This window comes from Aureliella helgolandensis (genome assembly GCF_007752135.1).
Classification (GTDB): domain Bacteria; phylum Planctomycetota; class Planctomycetia; order Pirellulales; family Pirellulaceae; genus Aureliella; species Aureliella helgolandensis.
In genome coordinates, this window is the sequence record NZ_CP036298.1 from 7,229,658 (window position 1) to 7,245,262 (window position 15,605).

Annotated in this window: 15 protein-coding genes; 8 read left to right on the plus strand and 7 right to left on the minus strand. The window is 56.8% G+C overall.

Annotation, left to right across the window (positions count from 1 at the left end):
• Window positions 1-75 precede the first annotated feature (75 nt).
• The 3 genes from cysS (at window position 76) to ruvA (ending at window position 3,043) form a co-directional block, all read left to right on the plus strand.
• Window positions 76-1,668, plus strand: a complete 1,593-nt coding sequence (gene cysS / locus Q31a_RS25565; protein WP_145084335.1) for a cysteine--tRNA ligase — start codon at window positions 76-78, stop codon at window positions 1,666-1,668.
• A gap of 34 nt (window positions 1,669-1,702) precedes the next feature.
• Entirely contained in the window at window positions 1,703-2,230 is a 528-nt protein-coding gene (gene ruvC, locus Q31a_RS25570) for a crossover junction endodeoxyribonuclease RuvC (protein WP_145084338.1), read from the plus strand.
• 183 nt (window positions 2,231-2,413) lie between these two features.
• Window positions 2,414-3,043 (plus strand): Holliday junction branch migration protein RuvA, encoded by a 630-nt coding sequence (ruvA, locus tag Q31a_RS25575; protein ID WP_145084341.1) that lies wholly within the window; start codon window positions 2,414-2,416, stop codon window positions 3,041-3,043.
• Between the two features lie 271 nt (window positions 3,044-3,314).
• On the opposite strand, the gene Q31a_RS25580 is transcribed toward ruvA, so the two are convergent.
• Both Q31a_RS25580 and Q31a_RS25585 read right to left on the minus strand, forming a co-directional pair.
• Window positions 3,315-4,169, minus strand: coding sequence for a triphosphoribosyl-dephospho-CoA synthase (locus Q31a_RS25580; RefSeq protein WP_145084345.1), 855 nt, complete (start codon window positions 4,167-4,169; stop codon window positions 3,315-3,317).
• Between the two features lie 499 nt (window positions 4,170-4,668).
• Window positions 4,669-5,595 (minus strand): alpha/beta fold hydrolase, encoded by a 927-nt coding sequence (locus Q31a_RS25585; protein ID WP_145084348.1) that lies wholly within the window; start codon window positions 5,593-5,595, stop codon window positions 4,669-4,671.
• Window positions 5,596-5,796: 201 nt separating this feature from the next.
• On the opposite strand from Q31a_RS25585, the gene Q31a_RS25590 reads away from it, so the two are divergent.
• Window positions 5,797-7,380 carry a CehA/McbA family metallohydrolase domain-containing protein gene (locus tag Q31a_RS25590; protein WP_197355699.1) on the plus strand — a complete coding sequence of 528 codons (1,584 nt, stop codon included), beginning with the start codon at window positions 5,797-5,799 and terminating at the stop codon, window positions 7,378-7,380.
• Window positions 7,381-7,587: 207 nt separating this feature from the next.
• Window positions 7,588-8,577, plus strand: coding sequence for a DnaJ C-terminal domain-containing protein (locus Q31a_RS25595; RefSeq protein ID WP_231690935.1), 990 nt, complete (start codon window positions 7,588-7,590; stop codon window positions 8,575-8,577).
• Between the two features lie 116 nt (window positions 8,578-8,693).
• Here the strand turns inward: Q31a_RS25595 and Q31a_RS25600 are convergent, their stop codons facing one another.
• Window positions 8,694-8,960 carry a hypothetical protein gene (locus Q31a_RS25600; protein ID WP_145084354.1) on the minus strand — a complete coding sequence of 89 codons (267 nt, stop codon included), beginning with the start codon at window positions 8,958-8,960 and terminating at the stop codon, window positions 8,694-8,696.
• A 53-nt stretch (window positions 8,961-9,013) separates the two neighbouring features.
• Between Q31a_RS25600 and rnpA the strand changes: the two genes are divergently transcribed.
• A complete protein-coding gene (gene rnpA, locus Q31a_RS25605) occupies window positions 9,014-9,421 on the plus strand; it encodes a ribonuclease P protein component (protein WP_145084357.1) in 408 nt (135 codons plus the stop codon).
• 131 nt (window positions 9,422-9,552) lie between these two features.
• On the opposite strand, the gene Q31a_RS25610 is transcribed toward rnpA, so the two are convergent.
• Window positions 9,553-10,119 (minus strand): RNA polymerase sigma factor, encoded by a 567-nt coding sequence (locus tag Q31a_RS25610; protein WP_231690936.1) that lies wholly within the window; start codon window positions 10,117-10,119, stop codon window positions 9,553-9,555.
• 306 nt (window positions 10,120-10,425) lie between these two features.
• Window positions 10,426-10,752 carry a hypothetical protein gene (locus Q31a_RS25615; protein WP_145084363.1) on the minus strand — a complete coding sequence of 109 codons (327 nt, stop codon included), beginning with the start codon at window positions 10,750-10,752 and terminating at the stop codon, window positions 10,426-10,428.
• A gap of 691 nt (window positions 10,753-11,443) precedes the next feature.
• Between Q31a_RS25615 and Q31a_RS25620 the strand changes: the two genes are divergently transcribed.
• Together Q31a_RS25620 and Q31a_RS25625 are read left to right on the plus strand one after the other, a co-directional pair.
• Window positions 11,444-11,626, plus strand: coding sequence for a hypothetical protein (locus Q31a_RS25620; protein ID WP_145084366.1), 183 nt, complete (start codon window positions 11,444-11,446; stop codon window positions 11,624-11,626).
• Window positions 11,627-11,638: 12 nt separating this feature from the next.
• Window positions 11,639-13,348 (plus strand): SDR family oxidoreductase, encoded by a 1,710-nt coding sequence (locus Q31a_RS25625; protein ID WP_145084369.1) that lies wholly within the window; start codon window positions 11,639-11,641, stop codon window positions 13,346-13,348.
• Window positions 13,349-13,396: 48 nt separating this feature from the next.
• On the opposite strand, the gene Q31a_RS25630 is transcribed toward Q31a_RS25625, so the two are convergent.
• A complete protein-coding gene (locus Q31a_RS25630) occupies window positions 13,397-13,843 on the minus strand; it encodes a carboxypeptidase-like regulatory domain-containing protein (protein WP_145084372.1) in 447 nt (148 codons plus the stop codon).
• Window positions 13,844-14,044: 201 nt separating this feature from the next.
• The gene (locus Q31a_RS25635; RefSeq protein ID WP_145084375.1) at window positions 14,045-15,166 is read right to left on the minus strand and encodes a DUF1559 domain-containing protein; all 1,122 of its coding nucleotides are present in this window, start codon (window positions 15,164-15,166) and stop codon (window positions 14,045-14,047) included.
• Window positions 15,167-15,605: the final 439 nt, after the last annotated feature.

Here is a 15,605-nt window from a genome sequence, read left to right on the forward strand (position 1 = left end):
TGCTTGGTCCTTTTCCTTCGGAACGAGAATCGGTCGCAAGCGCATCATCTCCCCTTCAAATCACTTAGCAAGTCCATGGCACCATCGAGTAAAATCCGCGTTTACAATACCCTGACTCGACAGAAAGAAGACTTTCAGACTGTCGAACCTGGCAAAGTGGGGATGTACCTCTGTGGGCCTACCGTCTATGCCGAAGCGCACATTGGGCACATGGTGGGGCCAGTCATTTTCGACACCATCAAACGCTACTTGGTCTACAGTGGTTACCAGGTTCTGTGGGTCGTAAATATCACCGATGTGGATGACAAGCTCATTGCCTCCGCCAACAAACGCGGTGTCCCCATGTCCCAAGTCGCTACGGAAATGACCATGGATTACATGGCCAACTTGCAGGCATTGGGAGTCAATCAAATCGATTCCATGCCTCGCGCGACCGACAACATGGACGAGATCATTCACTTCATTGAAGAATTGATCGAGAATGGTTTCGCCTATGAAAACGCGGGAGATGTCTTCTTTGACGTCACCCGTGATCCGGAATACGGGCAACTTTCCAACCGCACCTTGGAAGGCCAGCTGGGCGAAGGGGGCGGCGCGGCAGCCAAAAAACGCTCCGCGGGAGATTTTGCACTTTGGAAATCTGCGAAAAAAGGGGAGCCAAGCTGGGCCAGCCCCTGGGGAGAAGGACGTCCGGGTTGGCACATTGAATGCTCTGCAATGAGCCGAAAAATACTTGGCAAGACCTTTGACATCCATGGCGGAGGGCTCGATCTGGTCTTCCCCCACCACGAGAACGAACTGGCCCAAAGTCGTTGTTGTCATGGCCAGCCGATGGCTCGCTACTGGATGCATAACGGATTGATGCGTTCCGGTGCCGCCGGCAAAGTGGGCGGGAAGAGCGATCGCCAATCGACCGCTCCCCCTGCAGATGTCGAAGCCGAAACCGCCGGCAAGATCAGCCGCAGCAAGGGTGCGGGCGGCCTAGCCAAGCTGATCGAAGAACAGACGGGGGACCGCATTCGCTTCTTCCTGCTCCGTTCGCAATATCGAAGTACCATTGTGTTCGGCCCCGAAGGACTCGAAGAAGCAGGGCAATCGTTGGGAGCGTTCTACCGCCTCATCGCGCGCTTCGAACGACTCTCGGGAGAGAGTTTCTATCTTCGCGGCGACCAAGAACTTGAGTACGCGAAGACCCGCGTCGCCGGTGATGCCAACCTAGCCAATGCCCAAGCAGGCTTGCTGACGGAGCTCGCAAAGCTCCGCGCTTCCTTCCTGGAAAAAATGGACGATGACTTCAATACTGGTGCAGCCGTCAGCGATCTCTTTGAAACCTCGCGTACAATCAATCGCTACGTCGATGCCGAAAACCTGGAAGACTCCACGCAGCGCACGGCTGAACGGATGCAAACATTCCGTAGTGGCATGAGCGTCTTGCGCGAACTGGGAGCAATCCTCGGACTCTTCCACAAAGAGCCCAAAAATGCGGCCTCCGACGAAGGGGCAGATGGTCAAGTTGTCGATGGCCTAATGAAAGTTCTGATTGACCTGCGCGCTCAAGCCCGTGCCAAGAAGGACTTTGCAACCTCAGACACGATCCGCGACGGTTTGGCCGGAGTGGGCATTACGCTGCAAGATTTAAAAGAAGGCACAACCTGGGAGAAGGCATAACCCGGGGACTGGCCTGCAACTAAGGATGGTAGCGATGGCTGATGGACAATTAGTTTTAGGAATCGACCCGGCGTTGGGCACGACCGGCTACGGACTGGTGCACTGCCATGGGAATCGCCTAAAACTCGTTGATGCAGGAGTCATTCGCTGCCGTCGAAATCGGCCCTTGGAAGAGCGATTGAAAGAATTGCACGATGGCATGTGCGAGATCTTGGCTGAGCTCAAGCCCGACTGCTTTGCCATCGAACAACTCTACTCGCACTACGATCGCCCCACGACGGCTATTCTCATGGGCCATGCGCGTGGCGCAATTTTGCTTGCTGCCGCCCAAGCCAACTTGCCGGTGCACTCCTATGCCGCGACCCAAATCAAGAAAACGCTGACCGGCAACGGGCGTGCCCCCAAGACGCAGATGCAATTCGCCGTAAAGCACCAATTGGGTCTGTCGGTTGTCCCGGAGCCAGCCGACGTGGCCGATGCTTTAGCGATTGCCCTTACGCACTACCATTTCTCCCAAGCCTCCCCCTTACTATCCCAAGGAACTCGGGCTCGCGCCATCTAGGTCCCGCTCGTTGGCTACGGACATTCACGCTGTCGCAGCTCTCTGGTTCGACCCGCGACATCGCGGGGGTGTAGATTCAACCGCCTGCAACGAAGCGGTGATTGCAGCTTGGCCAGGATCCCCGCGAACGGCGGATCTCCCTACTATTTCAAACATACACTGTCCTATAAAGACTGCGGATTCATGATTACCAAGATCACTGGCAAACTCGTTTCAGTGGCCGACGAGATAGCGACATTCTCGATTCCACCCATGGAGTATGAAGTCTACATTACCGAGAATTCGCGTCGGCATTTGCAGCCTCTGGTCGGGACCGAAGTCGCTCTGCAAACCATCCACTACCTCGACGGCAATGTAACCTCGGGCGGAAGACTCACCCCACGCCTGGTTGGCTTTCTAAGCACGCCGGAACGCGACTTCTTTGAACTCTTCTGTTCGGTCGATGGTGTGGGCGTCAAGAAGGCCCTGCGTGCCATGACCCAACCGGTGCAGGACATCGCCGTCAAAATCGAACAACAAGACAGCAAGGGCCTATCGGGTTTGCCAGGGATCGGACCAGCTACGGCGGAGCGAATTATCGCCAAGTTGCGACGCAAAATGCCCAAGTTTGCGTTGTTGGTGCGACGGGACTCGCCCGCGGGAGAAGTCCTCAAGGATGGAGTCGTCGAAGATACGTTTCAAGCCCTGTTGGCACTGGGCCATGGAGAGTCGGACGCCCGCCAGCTTATCGAGCAGGCACTTGCCTCCGGCGGAAAATTCAAAGATACCGAGACGCTCATTCAAGCAATCTACAAGAAGCAATTTGGTAGCTAGGGCTTCCTGCCGACTAATGGATCGGGTTGCATGCCAGTGCGGCACGGCCCCGGCCTGTCGGTGGAAGCTGTGCCTCAGCCAATGTCAGTTAAGCAACTTGCAACGCGCTTAGTTCAGCCAGCCTCGGCGCCAGTGAACCTCGAGCCCTTGCACGACTCTTTGAGGCGAACGTGCAAGCTTGCTACGAAGCCCCCGCCTCGCTGCTCCACCAACTCGCCAGGACGCGTCGTCCCATGCTCGACTCCTGGTCCGAATAGAGTTGAGGATTGGGCTAGGGAAGTACGAGGCGCATAAAAACGGCAGCAGCGATCAAGTCCGCTGTCGTTCCAGGATTGCGACGATGCCCATCTTCCCTCAAGAAACGATCGAGGGCGGCCACGGCTGCTTCGCGTTGTTTCCCTTTGGAAGCAAGTGTTTGTTGAGCAAGTCGCTGCACTTCCCCCGCCACGACCATCCCCAGCTTGCGAACAATCAGCCCGTCGGGCTCGTGCGCCAGCCAACGCAGCTGCAGTTCCACAATCGCAGCCAGTGGGTCGGCATGACGATTGAGTTCCTCGTTGAACCAGGGCAATAGCCGCTCAAAGATATCAGCAAAACCCGTTGCGTATTGCCGTGCCACGGCGTCGGTGCCTGCGACCTGCTGCATGGCCGCCACCAAGTTCGGCGGTGCGTCACCCGCGACGTCTTCGGTAGACCGTTGCCCGAGGCCGCCCGGCGCGGCAAGTCGAATTGCCTCATACACCTGCCGAGAGTCGTCAGGAGTCAAACCGTCGAGCTCCCTCCCAACGGCAGCTTGCAGGGATTCCAGCGTCCCCTCCTGCACCACCCCCTTGGCGAGCGGAGCCAATAGCAGAATTGTTCCGAGACTCGTGTTGCGTCCCACCTGCTCCCGCATAGCCTGGACAGCCGTGAGAACGATCTGACCAACGGGGTGAGATGCGTAGTTCTGGAAGCCATTGCGGAGCGCGATGGCAGCCCCCGCAAAATGCGAAAATTGCATATCACTAAAAGCGGCCGCTGGGTGGACGTTGCCCAATTTCGGAGCGGAGGCCTCCAGTAAACAAGCGAGTGGAATCGCGTCGGCGGTCGACCAGCAACGATCGAAAGGGTAGGGCAGGGGAGGCATAGCGGAATGGCAGTGTGTTCAAGTTCCCAAAAATGCTCGTAAGGTGAGCTAGCGGTTGCGTGCGTCGGTGATGCTCGCCACTGGATGCGTTCCAGTAATCGGAATGACGTTAGCGGCTTGTGGATTTGCCAGTATTTTCTGTTTTACCACGAAGGCACATCCCCAATCCCCCAGGAGCGACGACCACTCGCCCTTGCTCACCGGGCTGTTGAAATAGTAACCCGCCGCGTGAGCAAGGAAAGATAACCTCCGCTACAAGGCAGTTTGGGACGCAACCTCCGCGTTAAAATTCAAATTGCTATTAAATCAACAGCCCGTCACGCAGCGGGTTAGAATTCTAACAAGCCATTGCACGGTGGGTTGCCATATTGGCAAGCCTTGTGAGCGAGGCAGAAGCTGATATCGCAACAGAGATTTTCGGTGTGCGACATTTGTATGGGAACGAGGAATAGACTTAAACAGACATTCTCCGATCCAGTCACCTCGTGCAGCGAAATGACTACACGGCGTCTCCGCCCAACTCCAGCACCTCTCGCACCGCACCGATGACCTCCTCGGGAGCCTCTTCCATCACGTAGTGGCCGACATCTTCCAACCTCTGGCTTTTGGCATGCGGAAGTTTTTCCTCCAGCCGCTCCAAGCATTCAGGACGAAAACACCAATCCTTCATGCCCCACACTAAACGCACTGGGTGGTCGGCAAAAAGTGCTAAGCCCTGCTCAATGTGAGTCAGCGCTTGCCACGTTGCCTGGCTCTTCCGACTGGGGATGTCCTGAACAAAGCGGGCGACGGCAACTCGGTCATGCCAGTTCCCATAGGGGGCGATCAAACCTGCAGCAACCGCAGGTGCGAGTCGCGGCAGACGGTTGAGCGTCATGTGCAGTGCCGCCCGCGCAAAGAGATTCAATTGTCGCATTCCCCAATTCCCAATCCACGGCCAGCGGCAGGCCGCAATGCGCCAAGGGACGTAGGGGGGTGGAAACGCAGCCGTGTTGAGCACCACAAATTTTTCGATCCGAGCCGGGTGCTTGAGCGCCGCCCCAAAACCAATAGCACCGCCCCAATCATGGACCAATAAAGTGACGCGCCGCAAATCAAGGGTCTCGATCAAACGCGCCAAATTGCCGACATGCTGCTCCAAGCAATAGTTGTAGTTTTGAGGCTTATCACTCAAACCACAACCAATATGGTCCACCGCGATCACCCGCGCCTGATTGCTAACTTGCTTCAACACCTCACGGTAGGTAAACGACCACGTGGGATTGCCATGCACGCACAGCACCGTCTGCTCGGTCGCAGCCTCTCCCGCAGCTGGTGTGGGCCCCATTTCGACATAATGCATTCGCACTTTGTCGGCAGAAGTTTCCGAAATGGGAATTTCTAGAAACTTGGATTCGAAGGGATAGAGTGCTTTCCAGTCTGGCATAAGCCCGCGTACTTCCGGCCGAAATTGGAATAATCGCTACAGAGGTCATTACAGGCCGGGAGTATACCCCCTACTAAGCAAACTGTCTCCAGGAGCGCCCCCCTCGGCGTATAGAATAGTGGTAGGGGAATTCCCTCATGTGCAACTCCTCTTGCCCAACCGGTTCCCCGAACTCCAGCCAAGCCTCAAGAACGTGGCGCAGTGATTCTTATGCTAGCAAAGCTGATTCAAACAGTGCGTCCTTCCGCCGTCACAGTGATATTCTTAGCGATTGCAACAGGCAGCAGCGGGTTGAGCCTTGCGACCCATGCACGTGAACTGGGGGAAATTGAAATTGGAATCGTTGAAGACCAGACCGGAGAGTCACTGGTAACCCGCGTTCAATTGCTCGATTCCAAGGGCCGGGCTATGAGGATTAAGGGAGCTCGGTTTGCCAGAGGCTGGAACCTCGTGGAAGGCCCGCTACTGTACCGTGGTCGGGCCGGCAACTATCGCTATCAGGTGTTCCATGGCCCGCAATTCTCAGCCGGAAACGGTGGTTTCACACTGCACGATGACGGGGCGGGGAGTGATACCCTGCGCCTCCAACGGCATGCCAATATTGCCGACGAGGGCTGGAGGGGAGCCGATTTATTGGCCCGCGGAGTCCCCGATCTTGTCCGCCCGTGGCTCGCCGCCGAGGATCTCGACCTAGCCGTCATCGTCGACGAGCAAACCGCAGCCGAACAAGAGGTTCCCGACGCGGAGAGTTTTGTATTGCAACCCACCGCCTCCCCAGCGGATGCCGCCTGGGTCGAGCATGGGAGCTATCACGATACGCGTCCTGGTAGCGGCCTCGTCCTGCATCATTGGCTTCCACCGGCAGAGGTGCCAGTGGACCTGCCGTCCAGCCGATTGTTGGTCATGAGCAAGCAGTCGGTGGTGCCGGCTGGGGGGCTGCCCGTGCACAATGAAATACAACGCTTGTGGGCACGCGACGTTCCAGTCTGGCTAGCCTCGGGACACGTCGATTCGATTCAGATTCTCAGTGAGCACCTCACCCGCGACGGAACGGATGCCACCAAGTTCACCCCGTACCTGGAGCCCGATCCTGGGCGCTTTCGTGGCCCTCGGGGCCCCGGCCGCCTGATCGAATACTTGTACTGGCAAGTCCTCGAGACCGGGCTGCGAATCCCGCCCAGTGCCGGCAGTGGTTACGGGAAAGGAAACTCCCCGCTGGGTTACAACCGCGTCTATGCCAACACGCCCCACCTCTCGCCAAACTACTGGTGGTTGGCTTTGAAAGCCGGCAATTCCTTTGTCACCAATGGGCCCCTGTTGCGTGCCAGGGTCAATGGTTACGACGCGGGAAGCATTTTGACCGTTCCCCGTGGGCAAGCTGAATTTCACCTCGATGTGACTCTTACCCTCACCACCTCCGACCCGGTCGAGTATCTCGATGTCATTTTCAATGGCAAGACGCTCTACCAAGCTCGCCTGGATGAATACGCCAAGCAGGGTGGGGTGATCCCGCCATTGCAGGTGACCGAGAGTGGCTGGGCCGTTGTGCGGGTCGTCACTGAGCGCGAGCACACCTATCGCCTCGCGAGCACCGCTCCGTTCTACATTGAGTTCGACGGGCGCGCACGCATTAGTCGCAGTGCTGTGCGTTTCTTTCAGGATTGGCTGGCGAAAGCGACCAAAGAATTGGCGTCGGATGCCGAGTCGGCCGCTGCGGCGGCCCCCTACCTAGCTGCTGCGGACATGTTTTGGACCCAAAGACTGTCGGAAGCGACGGCGGACTAGCTCGGTTGCCCTCTTCACGAATTTTCTTCCGCAAAACTGCCGAAATGGCACGCACGTTGCTCGTTGGTGGTGAGCAAGGCAGGGACTGTCAAGCTTGCACGACTCTGCACAGCCCCTGCGGGACGATATAATGCCAAACCGATGAACGATCGCCTCGCAATGCGACATGGCCGATCGTTATCTCTGTTATTCAGAACTCGACGAATCATGAAGACTATGTCTGAAGACTACTACGCGTTACTTGGGGTCAACAATTCCGCTTCGCAGGATGAACTGCAGAAGGCGTATCGCAAGCTAGCGCGCAAGTACCACCCAGACCTCAATCCAGACGATAAGACGGCCAAGCAGAAGTTCAAAGAGATCCAAAACGCATACGATGTGCTCAGCGAGCCCGAAAAGCGTAAAATGTATGATCAGTTTGGTCCGGATTTTGAACGCATGGGCGCTGGAGGCAATCCCTTCCAGGGCGGCCATGGGCCGCGTCCAGGCGGTGGCGGAGCCGGATTCAGCTTCGAAGATCTCTTCGGCGGAGGAGCGCCAGGGGGAGGGGGCGGATACCAGGTGGAAGGCGATCTGGGGGATATCTTCCGGCAATTCGGAGGCGGAACGTCCGGTCGGCAACGCGCCGCGCCAACCAAGGGACAGGACATCCAAGAAGAGCTGACCATTCCTTTCGCAACTGCGGTCCTCGGCGGCGAAGCTTCCGTCGGCGTGCGCCGCGACGGAAAATCGGAGTCGCTACAACTTAAAATCCCAGCGGGAGTGCAGTCGGGTAAGAAAATGCGACTCCGCGGCCAGGGCGGTCCGGGCGGGCGCAACGCTCCTGCGGGCGACTTGCTCATCACGCTGACCGTTGCACCTCATCCATTCTTCAAACGCTCTGGAAACAATTTAGAACTGCGACTACCGATTACCTTGAGCGAAGCTGCCTTGGGGGCCACCGTCGACCTACCAACCCCTGGCGGCACGGTTTCTCTCAAGATCCCCGCCGGCAGCAGCAGCGGGCGACGCCTACGCGTGAAGGGACAAGGAGTTCGCGGAGCCTCCGACAATGCAGGCGACCTATACGTCGAGCTCCAGATCAAGTTGCCAGAGGCTCTTGCGAAGGACAACGCCGTGGATGATACGGTCCGAGCTGCCATCGCCCAAGTTGAAACACTCTACGAGTCTCCCGTCCGTGATAAAATCATCTGGTAATACAGCCTCGCGGCTTGCCGGGCTCCCGCGGCAGCGCGACTGGTTGCCGCTTCTGCCGGAAGCGCCGAAGTAGTGTGCCTCTCACCCCTCCACAGGAACTCTAAGTGGGCAAACTTTCACTGAGCGAAGGGGTGCCCCCAAGTAGAGTAGGCCGACAACTCGAGGAGCTGGGTAGAGACGCTTGCCGTGCCGGCAAAGTCCACGGTACCGCCTCCGCGGTTGGGACAAACACGGCCTTCAATCAACAAGCCGCTGAGCCAGGTAGGAGTCGTTGCCTCAGGCCACGACGGCAAGAATCCAACGGCAGCTCTCGTGGAATAGCTGAAGTGGAAGAACTGAAGCGGTGTTCCAATCAGTACGCCGCCACGCGTTGGCTTACCCACCCCAGCTCATCGAACAAAGTGTCTCCATCGACGACAGCCGCTAGGTCCAAGTAATGAAGCCCTCCAATCAGCCGCCGCCAGCCAACCAACGGTTTCGCGCAGCCATGCGCGTCAAGCGTGGGGTCGATTTTGCCGTCGTCTTCCGAGTTGGAAAAGTCGCCGCCGATGAGAGTCTAGTCGTGCACGCGATTCGCAACTCGCTACCCCATACACAATTAGGGCTGAGCGTATCTAAGAAGGTAGGCAACGCGCCGGTGCGGAACCGGTGGAAGCGGGTCATTCGCGAAGCCTTTCGAACGAGCTATGCAGAACTACCAAGCGGGATGCGTCTGATCATCCGGCCCCGCAAAGGCGCGATGCCCGACTTTCACCAAGTGCGACGCTCGCTGCGGCGGCTCGCCAAGCGGCTCGGCAAACAAGTCGGCTGCCACCCGGAACGCGCGGGGCAGTCGGGCAACTAGGTCACAGCATTCCGCCGAGGAGCAGTCCCGCATTGATGCAATGCAGGACGCCATCGCCAGCACACGTTGCAGCACTTCCGAGGAAACGCTGCAACGCGCCACGACAACCAGCTCGGCTTTATGCGAGATGGCTATAGAGCTTGAAAGCTCTCCATTTCGCGAGCAAGACGCTTGCGAGCCACGTGCAAACGACGCTTGATCGTTCCGATCGGTGCTTCGAAATGCTCTGCCATCTCGATCAACGACTGACCGACCATGTAGAACGCTTCCAATGTCTCTCGGTCCACGTCGCCGAGCCGCTGGAGACCGCTCCGAACTTGCTCGTGACGCTCGCCATCCAAGACTCCGTCCAGTGGTGTATTGCTGGATGTGTGGATCGCTTCCAAAACCTCACTATCGATGGCAATTGCCGTACGGCGCCGCGTTAGGCGGTTGATCGCCATGCGACGCACTATTTGGCGCAACCAGCCCCCGAATGCTTCGGGAACTCGCAACTGCTCGATGCGGTCAAAGGCATGGATAAACACATCCTGAACGAGCTCTTCCGCCTCGTCCCAGTTCCCCACTTTGCGATAGGCCAAGGCGATCGCCGATTCGCGATACCGCTCATACAGGGCTGTTTGGGCATCCCGGTCTCCCAATTGAGCCGACTCAACCAGTTGTGCTACCGAGGTGAGTGGTCTGTGGATCGTTTCCATTATCATGTCTAGGTCTCTCTTACTCATGGAAGCGAATCATCCCCAAGGATGGATACGCTTCAGGGGCAGTGCATCTGGCAGGGAGTCCAAGAGAGACGGCTCAGTACAGCAATCGCAAGCACCTAAGTGCGGCGAGTGGAATACGATCGATCCGCCAGCACACAACGGGAGCGGGTGGAATCAATTCGGGGCCATACCTAACGACCAGCGATCTCTCGATCGTCGAGCCGATGGATACTCTCTCTGGCTAGGTTGCCGACTGCCGGGTATTGCACCAAGCAGCGGATTTGTCCGGCGAAGCGGGGATTAACCGCGGTCGCTGGATTCGGCTGGAGCCAACCTACGTGGGGCTGGGCAGAGCGCTAGTTGCGGTTTACCAAGTAGTTTTTGGAATAAGCCCGGTTTGGCACCGGAGCCTATTTGCCACCCGTACGGACTACCCGACTGGTAATCCACGGAGGCGAACCACGAATGGCAATCCTCTAGCCGCTTTCCCAACTCTCCAAATGCATAGAGTCCACGCATTGAGACGAGACGGACGAATGCACGTACGGCAATACCAGCTACTGTCACGTAATGGGCCACAGGGGCGACCACGGAGACGACTGCGCTAGAAATTGTTGTAATACGCATAGCATTCCTCCCTCACGTCAAACTAGGACGTGAACTGAGAGAGAGTTTCAGAAACAAAGATACCGAGCAACGCTCGGGATGGAGCCTACGAGCCCCGTAGAACAGATCACTCGCTGCGACACGGCGAAGAAAACTTCAGGCCGCAATGGCCCATTCCGAGTGGCAGAAATCTGTTGATCTATTCAACTTACACTATCGACCGACGGAAGACAAACTTTCGTTCTACCTCTTCAGGCGGTTTCAATAGCTCTAAGACGCGACTCCACCCCCAAGGTTCACCACTTAGAAAATATTTTTTCCTAACGATTTGCGGCGGAATCCCGAAAAGTCGCTGCATTCTGATTGTGCAAACCTTCACAAAGTCATCGATTGTGGCACGATATATAGGACTTCAGCGTCCCCCCCTCATACCTTCCCCCAATCCAGAGGGCAATTGAGACGGCTAGTCTCCAAGCAAAAAACACCCTGCAGCCCAAGCTTTTGTCGAGTCCAATTCGGCTTTGCTGAGAACCGGGGGCCACTGCCCGGGGACTGGACAGCTGGGTTGGGTACATCGGCGGGCGCCCTGGGTGCTCCAGCCGGGTTCTGTAGCAAGCAAAGAATTGAATGGCGAATTGTCACTGGCGTTCGCCCCTCGACGGATCTGGATTCCTGTTTACCGCGCAACATTTAAGTAAGGCGTTATGTTGAAATGAAGCGATTTCTAGCTCTCATTCGTGAGACTTGGTGGTTGTGGCTGCTGTTCTTGGGGTTCGGGACAGTCATGTCCATGTTCAGCCCCATCTTCCTGGTGACATTCCCCATCTGCACCTGCGTGTTCTTTTGGTTTGGCTTCATCCGCTACGACGACGAAGGGAACTTCAAAGGAAGTTAAACAGCTTTATCTATGCCGGATTCGCAACCGTTACCTGCCAAGCCACCTCCAGCTTCCCCCACCGTGGAGGATCTGTTGGCCGCTACTCGCGTTTTGGAGCAAATTGTCGAGGATCGCACCCCGCTGCTTCAATTGAGCCACGCCGACCAGGAGCGGATCATGCGGGCATCGGGTTTGGTCGCTCATCCTGGTCGCACAGCCCGGCGACAATTGGTGCGGGCCGAGCGAGCACAGCGACGCCAAGCCGAGGCGGACCGCAAGCAGCAAGACGAAAGCGTCCTGGAACAAACGGGCATTCGGCGTTTGCGACAAGCCCCCCGGCGTCTGAAGAGCGCCCCGCCGCAACCCTTTGAAACCAGCCTGCCCCCCACGGCTAACGGCGAAGACCAGGATTACATCGCCGAGTTGCAAGTTCCCAGGAATTGCTACATATGCAAACGGGACTTCACGCGCGTGCACTTTTTTTACGATGCAATGTGTCCGGACTGCGCCGAATTCAACTGGTCCAAACGCAATCAACAGGCCGATTTGACAGGCCGATTTGCTCTGCTGACGGGCGGGCGAGTGAAAATCGGCTTTGAAGCTGCTCTCAAGCTGCTCCGCTGCGGCGCGCATGTAATCGTCACGACTCGTTTCCCCACCGATGCGGCGGAGCGTTTTGCAGCGGTGGAAGACCATGCACAGTGGCTAGAGCGTCTGCAGGTTTTCGGGCTCGATCTCAGGCACACTCCGAGCATTGAGGGGTTGGCGGAGCATTTGCTGAAAACGCTTCCCCGACTCGACTTTATCCTCAACAACGCCTGCCAAACGGTTCGTCGCCCCAGCGGGTTTTATGAACATTTGATGGTAGGCGAGCGGACTCCTCGCGAATCCTTGCCGGAGGCCGTGCAACACATACTTGCCGCCTACCACCAGCTGGTCGACTCCACCGACTCTACCGGCTCCGCCGATTCCTCACCTCTTCACCTACCCCAGAGCTCTCCCGCACTCCCCCAGAGCCCCATCAACCCGGGCGGTCCGAACGCGTTCGCTGGTGATACCAACGAGCCAGGAAGATCACCGACTGAGACACCTGACGCCGCGATGGCCGACTTGGTGACCGGAAGCTTAGCAGGGATTCAGCGCGCCGCCGAGCTTTCACAGGTTGCCCTCTTAGGCGAGGACCAGCACTGCGGCAAAGAGGTATTTCCGATTGGCAAATATGACGGCGATGCGCAACAGGTTGACCTACGCGACATCAACAGCTGGCGTCTGAAGCTCGCTCAAATTTCGACGGTGGAACTGCTGGAAGTTCAACTGGTCAACGCAGTCGCCCCCTTCCTGCTCAACGCCCGGTTGAAGCCATTGATGGAGCGAGTGACGACCGCCGACAAACACATCGTCAATGTGTCGGCCATGGAGGGCGTGTTCTATCGCGCATTCAAGCGGGACACACATCCTCATACCAATATGGCCAAAGCCGCGCTCAACATGCTCACCCGAACTTCTGCGCAGGATTACATCCGCTCGGGCATCCACATGAACAGCGTCGATACCGGCTGGATTACCGACGAAGACCCCATTGAGATAACACGCCGTAAGCAAGCAGAGAGAGGCTTCTGCACACCGTTGGACACGATTGATGCGGCAGCGAGAATTTGCGACCCGATACTCTCCGGCCTAAACACCGGAGAGCATCTGTGGGGTAAATTTTTGAAAGACTACCAAGTCTCAAACTGGTAGCCTCACGCACTTGTGCTACTTCTCGAAACCGAGAGAGGGCAGGGGGGGCTATTTCGATTTCAATTCGAAAGTGATGGCGGAATCACCTTGCTCGGGAATTGTGTGACTGAGGCCCGAGGTTGCCATTGCGGCGTACTTCTTGGGCAAGCCGAACTGGACATTGGTTTCCCCAATGCCTCCTTCGTCGCCACCGCCTCCACTGCCAATTGCCTCAACCAGCGTCTTGTTGATTTCGACGCGATAGCTGCCGGGAACAGCACCTGGCTTCTCTTTAAATGCGTCGAGCGAGAAATGCCCGCTCGCATCGGTGGTGGCCGTTGCGTGGTAGTTGCCCTGCTCTGCGATGAAGGACACCGTCGCACCTTCCACGGGAGCTCCATCCAACGTAACAGTACCTTCCGCAGTTACAGTCGCAGGGAGATGGCTCAGGTCCGGACCACATCCGGCAAGGCAAAAGGCGCATCCCATGATCGCCAAAGAATATAATAATTTCACACTAATTTTCCTTGAGTGCTGAAGGTGTAAACCATTGTTGATTCAGTAGTCGCGAATTGCAATTCCGAACGCAATTCGATTGGAGTGAGAACGAGAAACGGGCCCATGCAATTGCGTGAACCCGTTTTCAAATCGACATGCTCCGCGAAGCTGGAAACGGCTATCCGACTGATGCCATTTCAACTTGACTCCGAGGTACCACTAGTTAGGAAGCTGGGCTGCTTCACCACCGGAATTGGTTCCCAGCGCACCCCAAACACCGTAAGGGCTCATGCCACCACCAGAGCCTAGCGGCGCAATCGCTGCCTGGTTGCCGGAGTCGATGCTATCGCTAATGAAATGCACGCTACCATCCGCCAAAGCGACTTGAACGCCTCCGGTATGCTCGCTGGTAGGTGTCCAAATTCCTGGGAACCAGTGAGGTGAAGTACTACCTTCTAGGATGATGCAAGTTGCCGAGTTCGGTGGCAAAATGGTGGAGACCGCATTGAAGAAAGTATTCCCGGCCAGTCCACGATACCCAGGCTGCGTGTCGTTGGTTGGCACCACAGTGGCGGCATCGGTGTACCCCGTTCCAATCCACAGAGCTTTGCAACTCAGCGGAGTTACCGTCGATACCGTTCCTGCTACAGCCACAGCGACACCTTTGGATTTGACCGCATGCGGACGCGATCGCTCGGCGACAGCAATGGTGTTGCTAGTACCGTCGGTCAGAGATCCCATCTTCGGGAAGTGGTAACGGCCATACATACCGCGGTGAATGATGGGACGCTTCTGGCGAGAAAGCCCTTGATCCGCTCGCTCTTCTCCAGGAGAGAACAATTCGGAGGCAGCATAGTTATCACCCGTGCAATACGCATAGCTGGTCAGCGTACGTGTGCGTCCCGCATTGTAGGGATCCGACTCACCGGCATCACTAGGGCACTCAAGGAACGACAGCCTTGTTTTGTAAAGTGCGTTTCCACTCCAAGGTTGCTCTCCTTGACCTTTATTGCCCAAGTTGGACAAGCCATTGTAGAGAGCGGTTTGCTCGATGTAGGGGAGCAAGAAGAAACTGGTTCCCATCGAACCACGTTGCGTATTGCTCGTTTCCCCGCTTCCGTGAATGTGCCCTGTCCCTGCCTGAAGCGCTGGGAATCGCCCGTACGAGGATTCGTAGTTCAATGAAGCGAGGGCAATCTGCTTCAAATTATTACTGCACTGCATCCGGCGAGCAGCTTCCCGAGCTGCTTGGACGGCAGGCAGAAGTAGCCCGACCAGGATGCCGATGATGGCGATCACCACCAGCAGCTCCACGAGTGTAAAACCGTGACGTTTTGACATAAAAAGACCCCGTCTTAAAGAAAGAATACGCGACACAAACGAAACTGTAGGAGCGAATAAGCTCCTACAGCCACTTTAGGTATTTCCTAAACGTAATCTTTTACGAAACATTAATCAACTAACTTTCGGGCGATTGGCGGATACTTGCCAAGAAACTAACGTTGGCCGCTGGTCTCCCCGTACCGCCGGAGGCTGACGAACACAGCCCCGCAACACCTCAATAACTCAACACACGGGCTCCGATCCCTCCCTAAAGACCGTAATGGCAAAGCTTCTCCTCCCCCATCCTGTGCAATCCACTCAACTTCGGCCAGGAGAAAGGCGGAATCGCCTTCCCGCACGGATGGCGAAAAAGAAAGAATGACCCCCGACCATTACTAACGAAACAGTAAGTTTTCGACCGCACACCGGTCGGACACTTGCCTAGCAGACGCGGTCA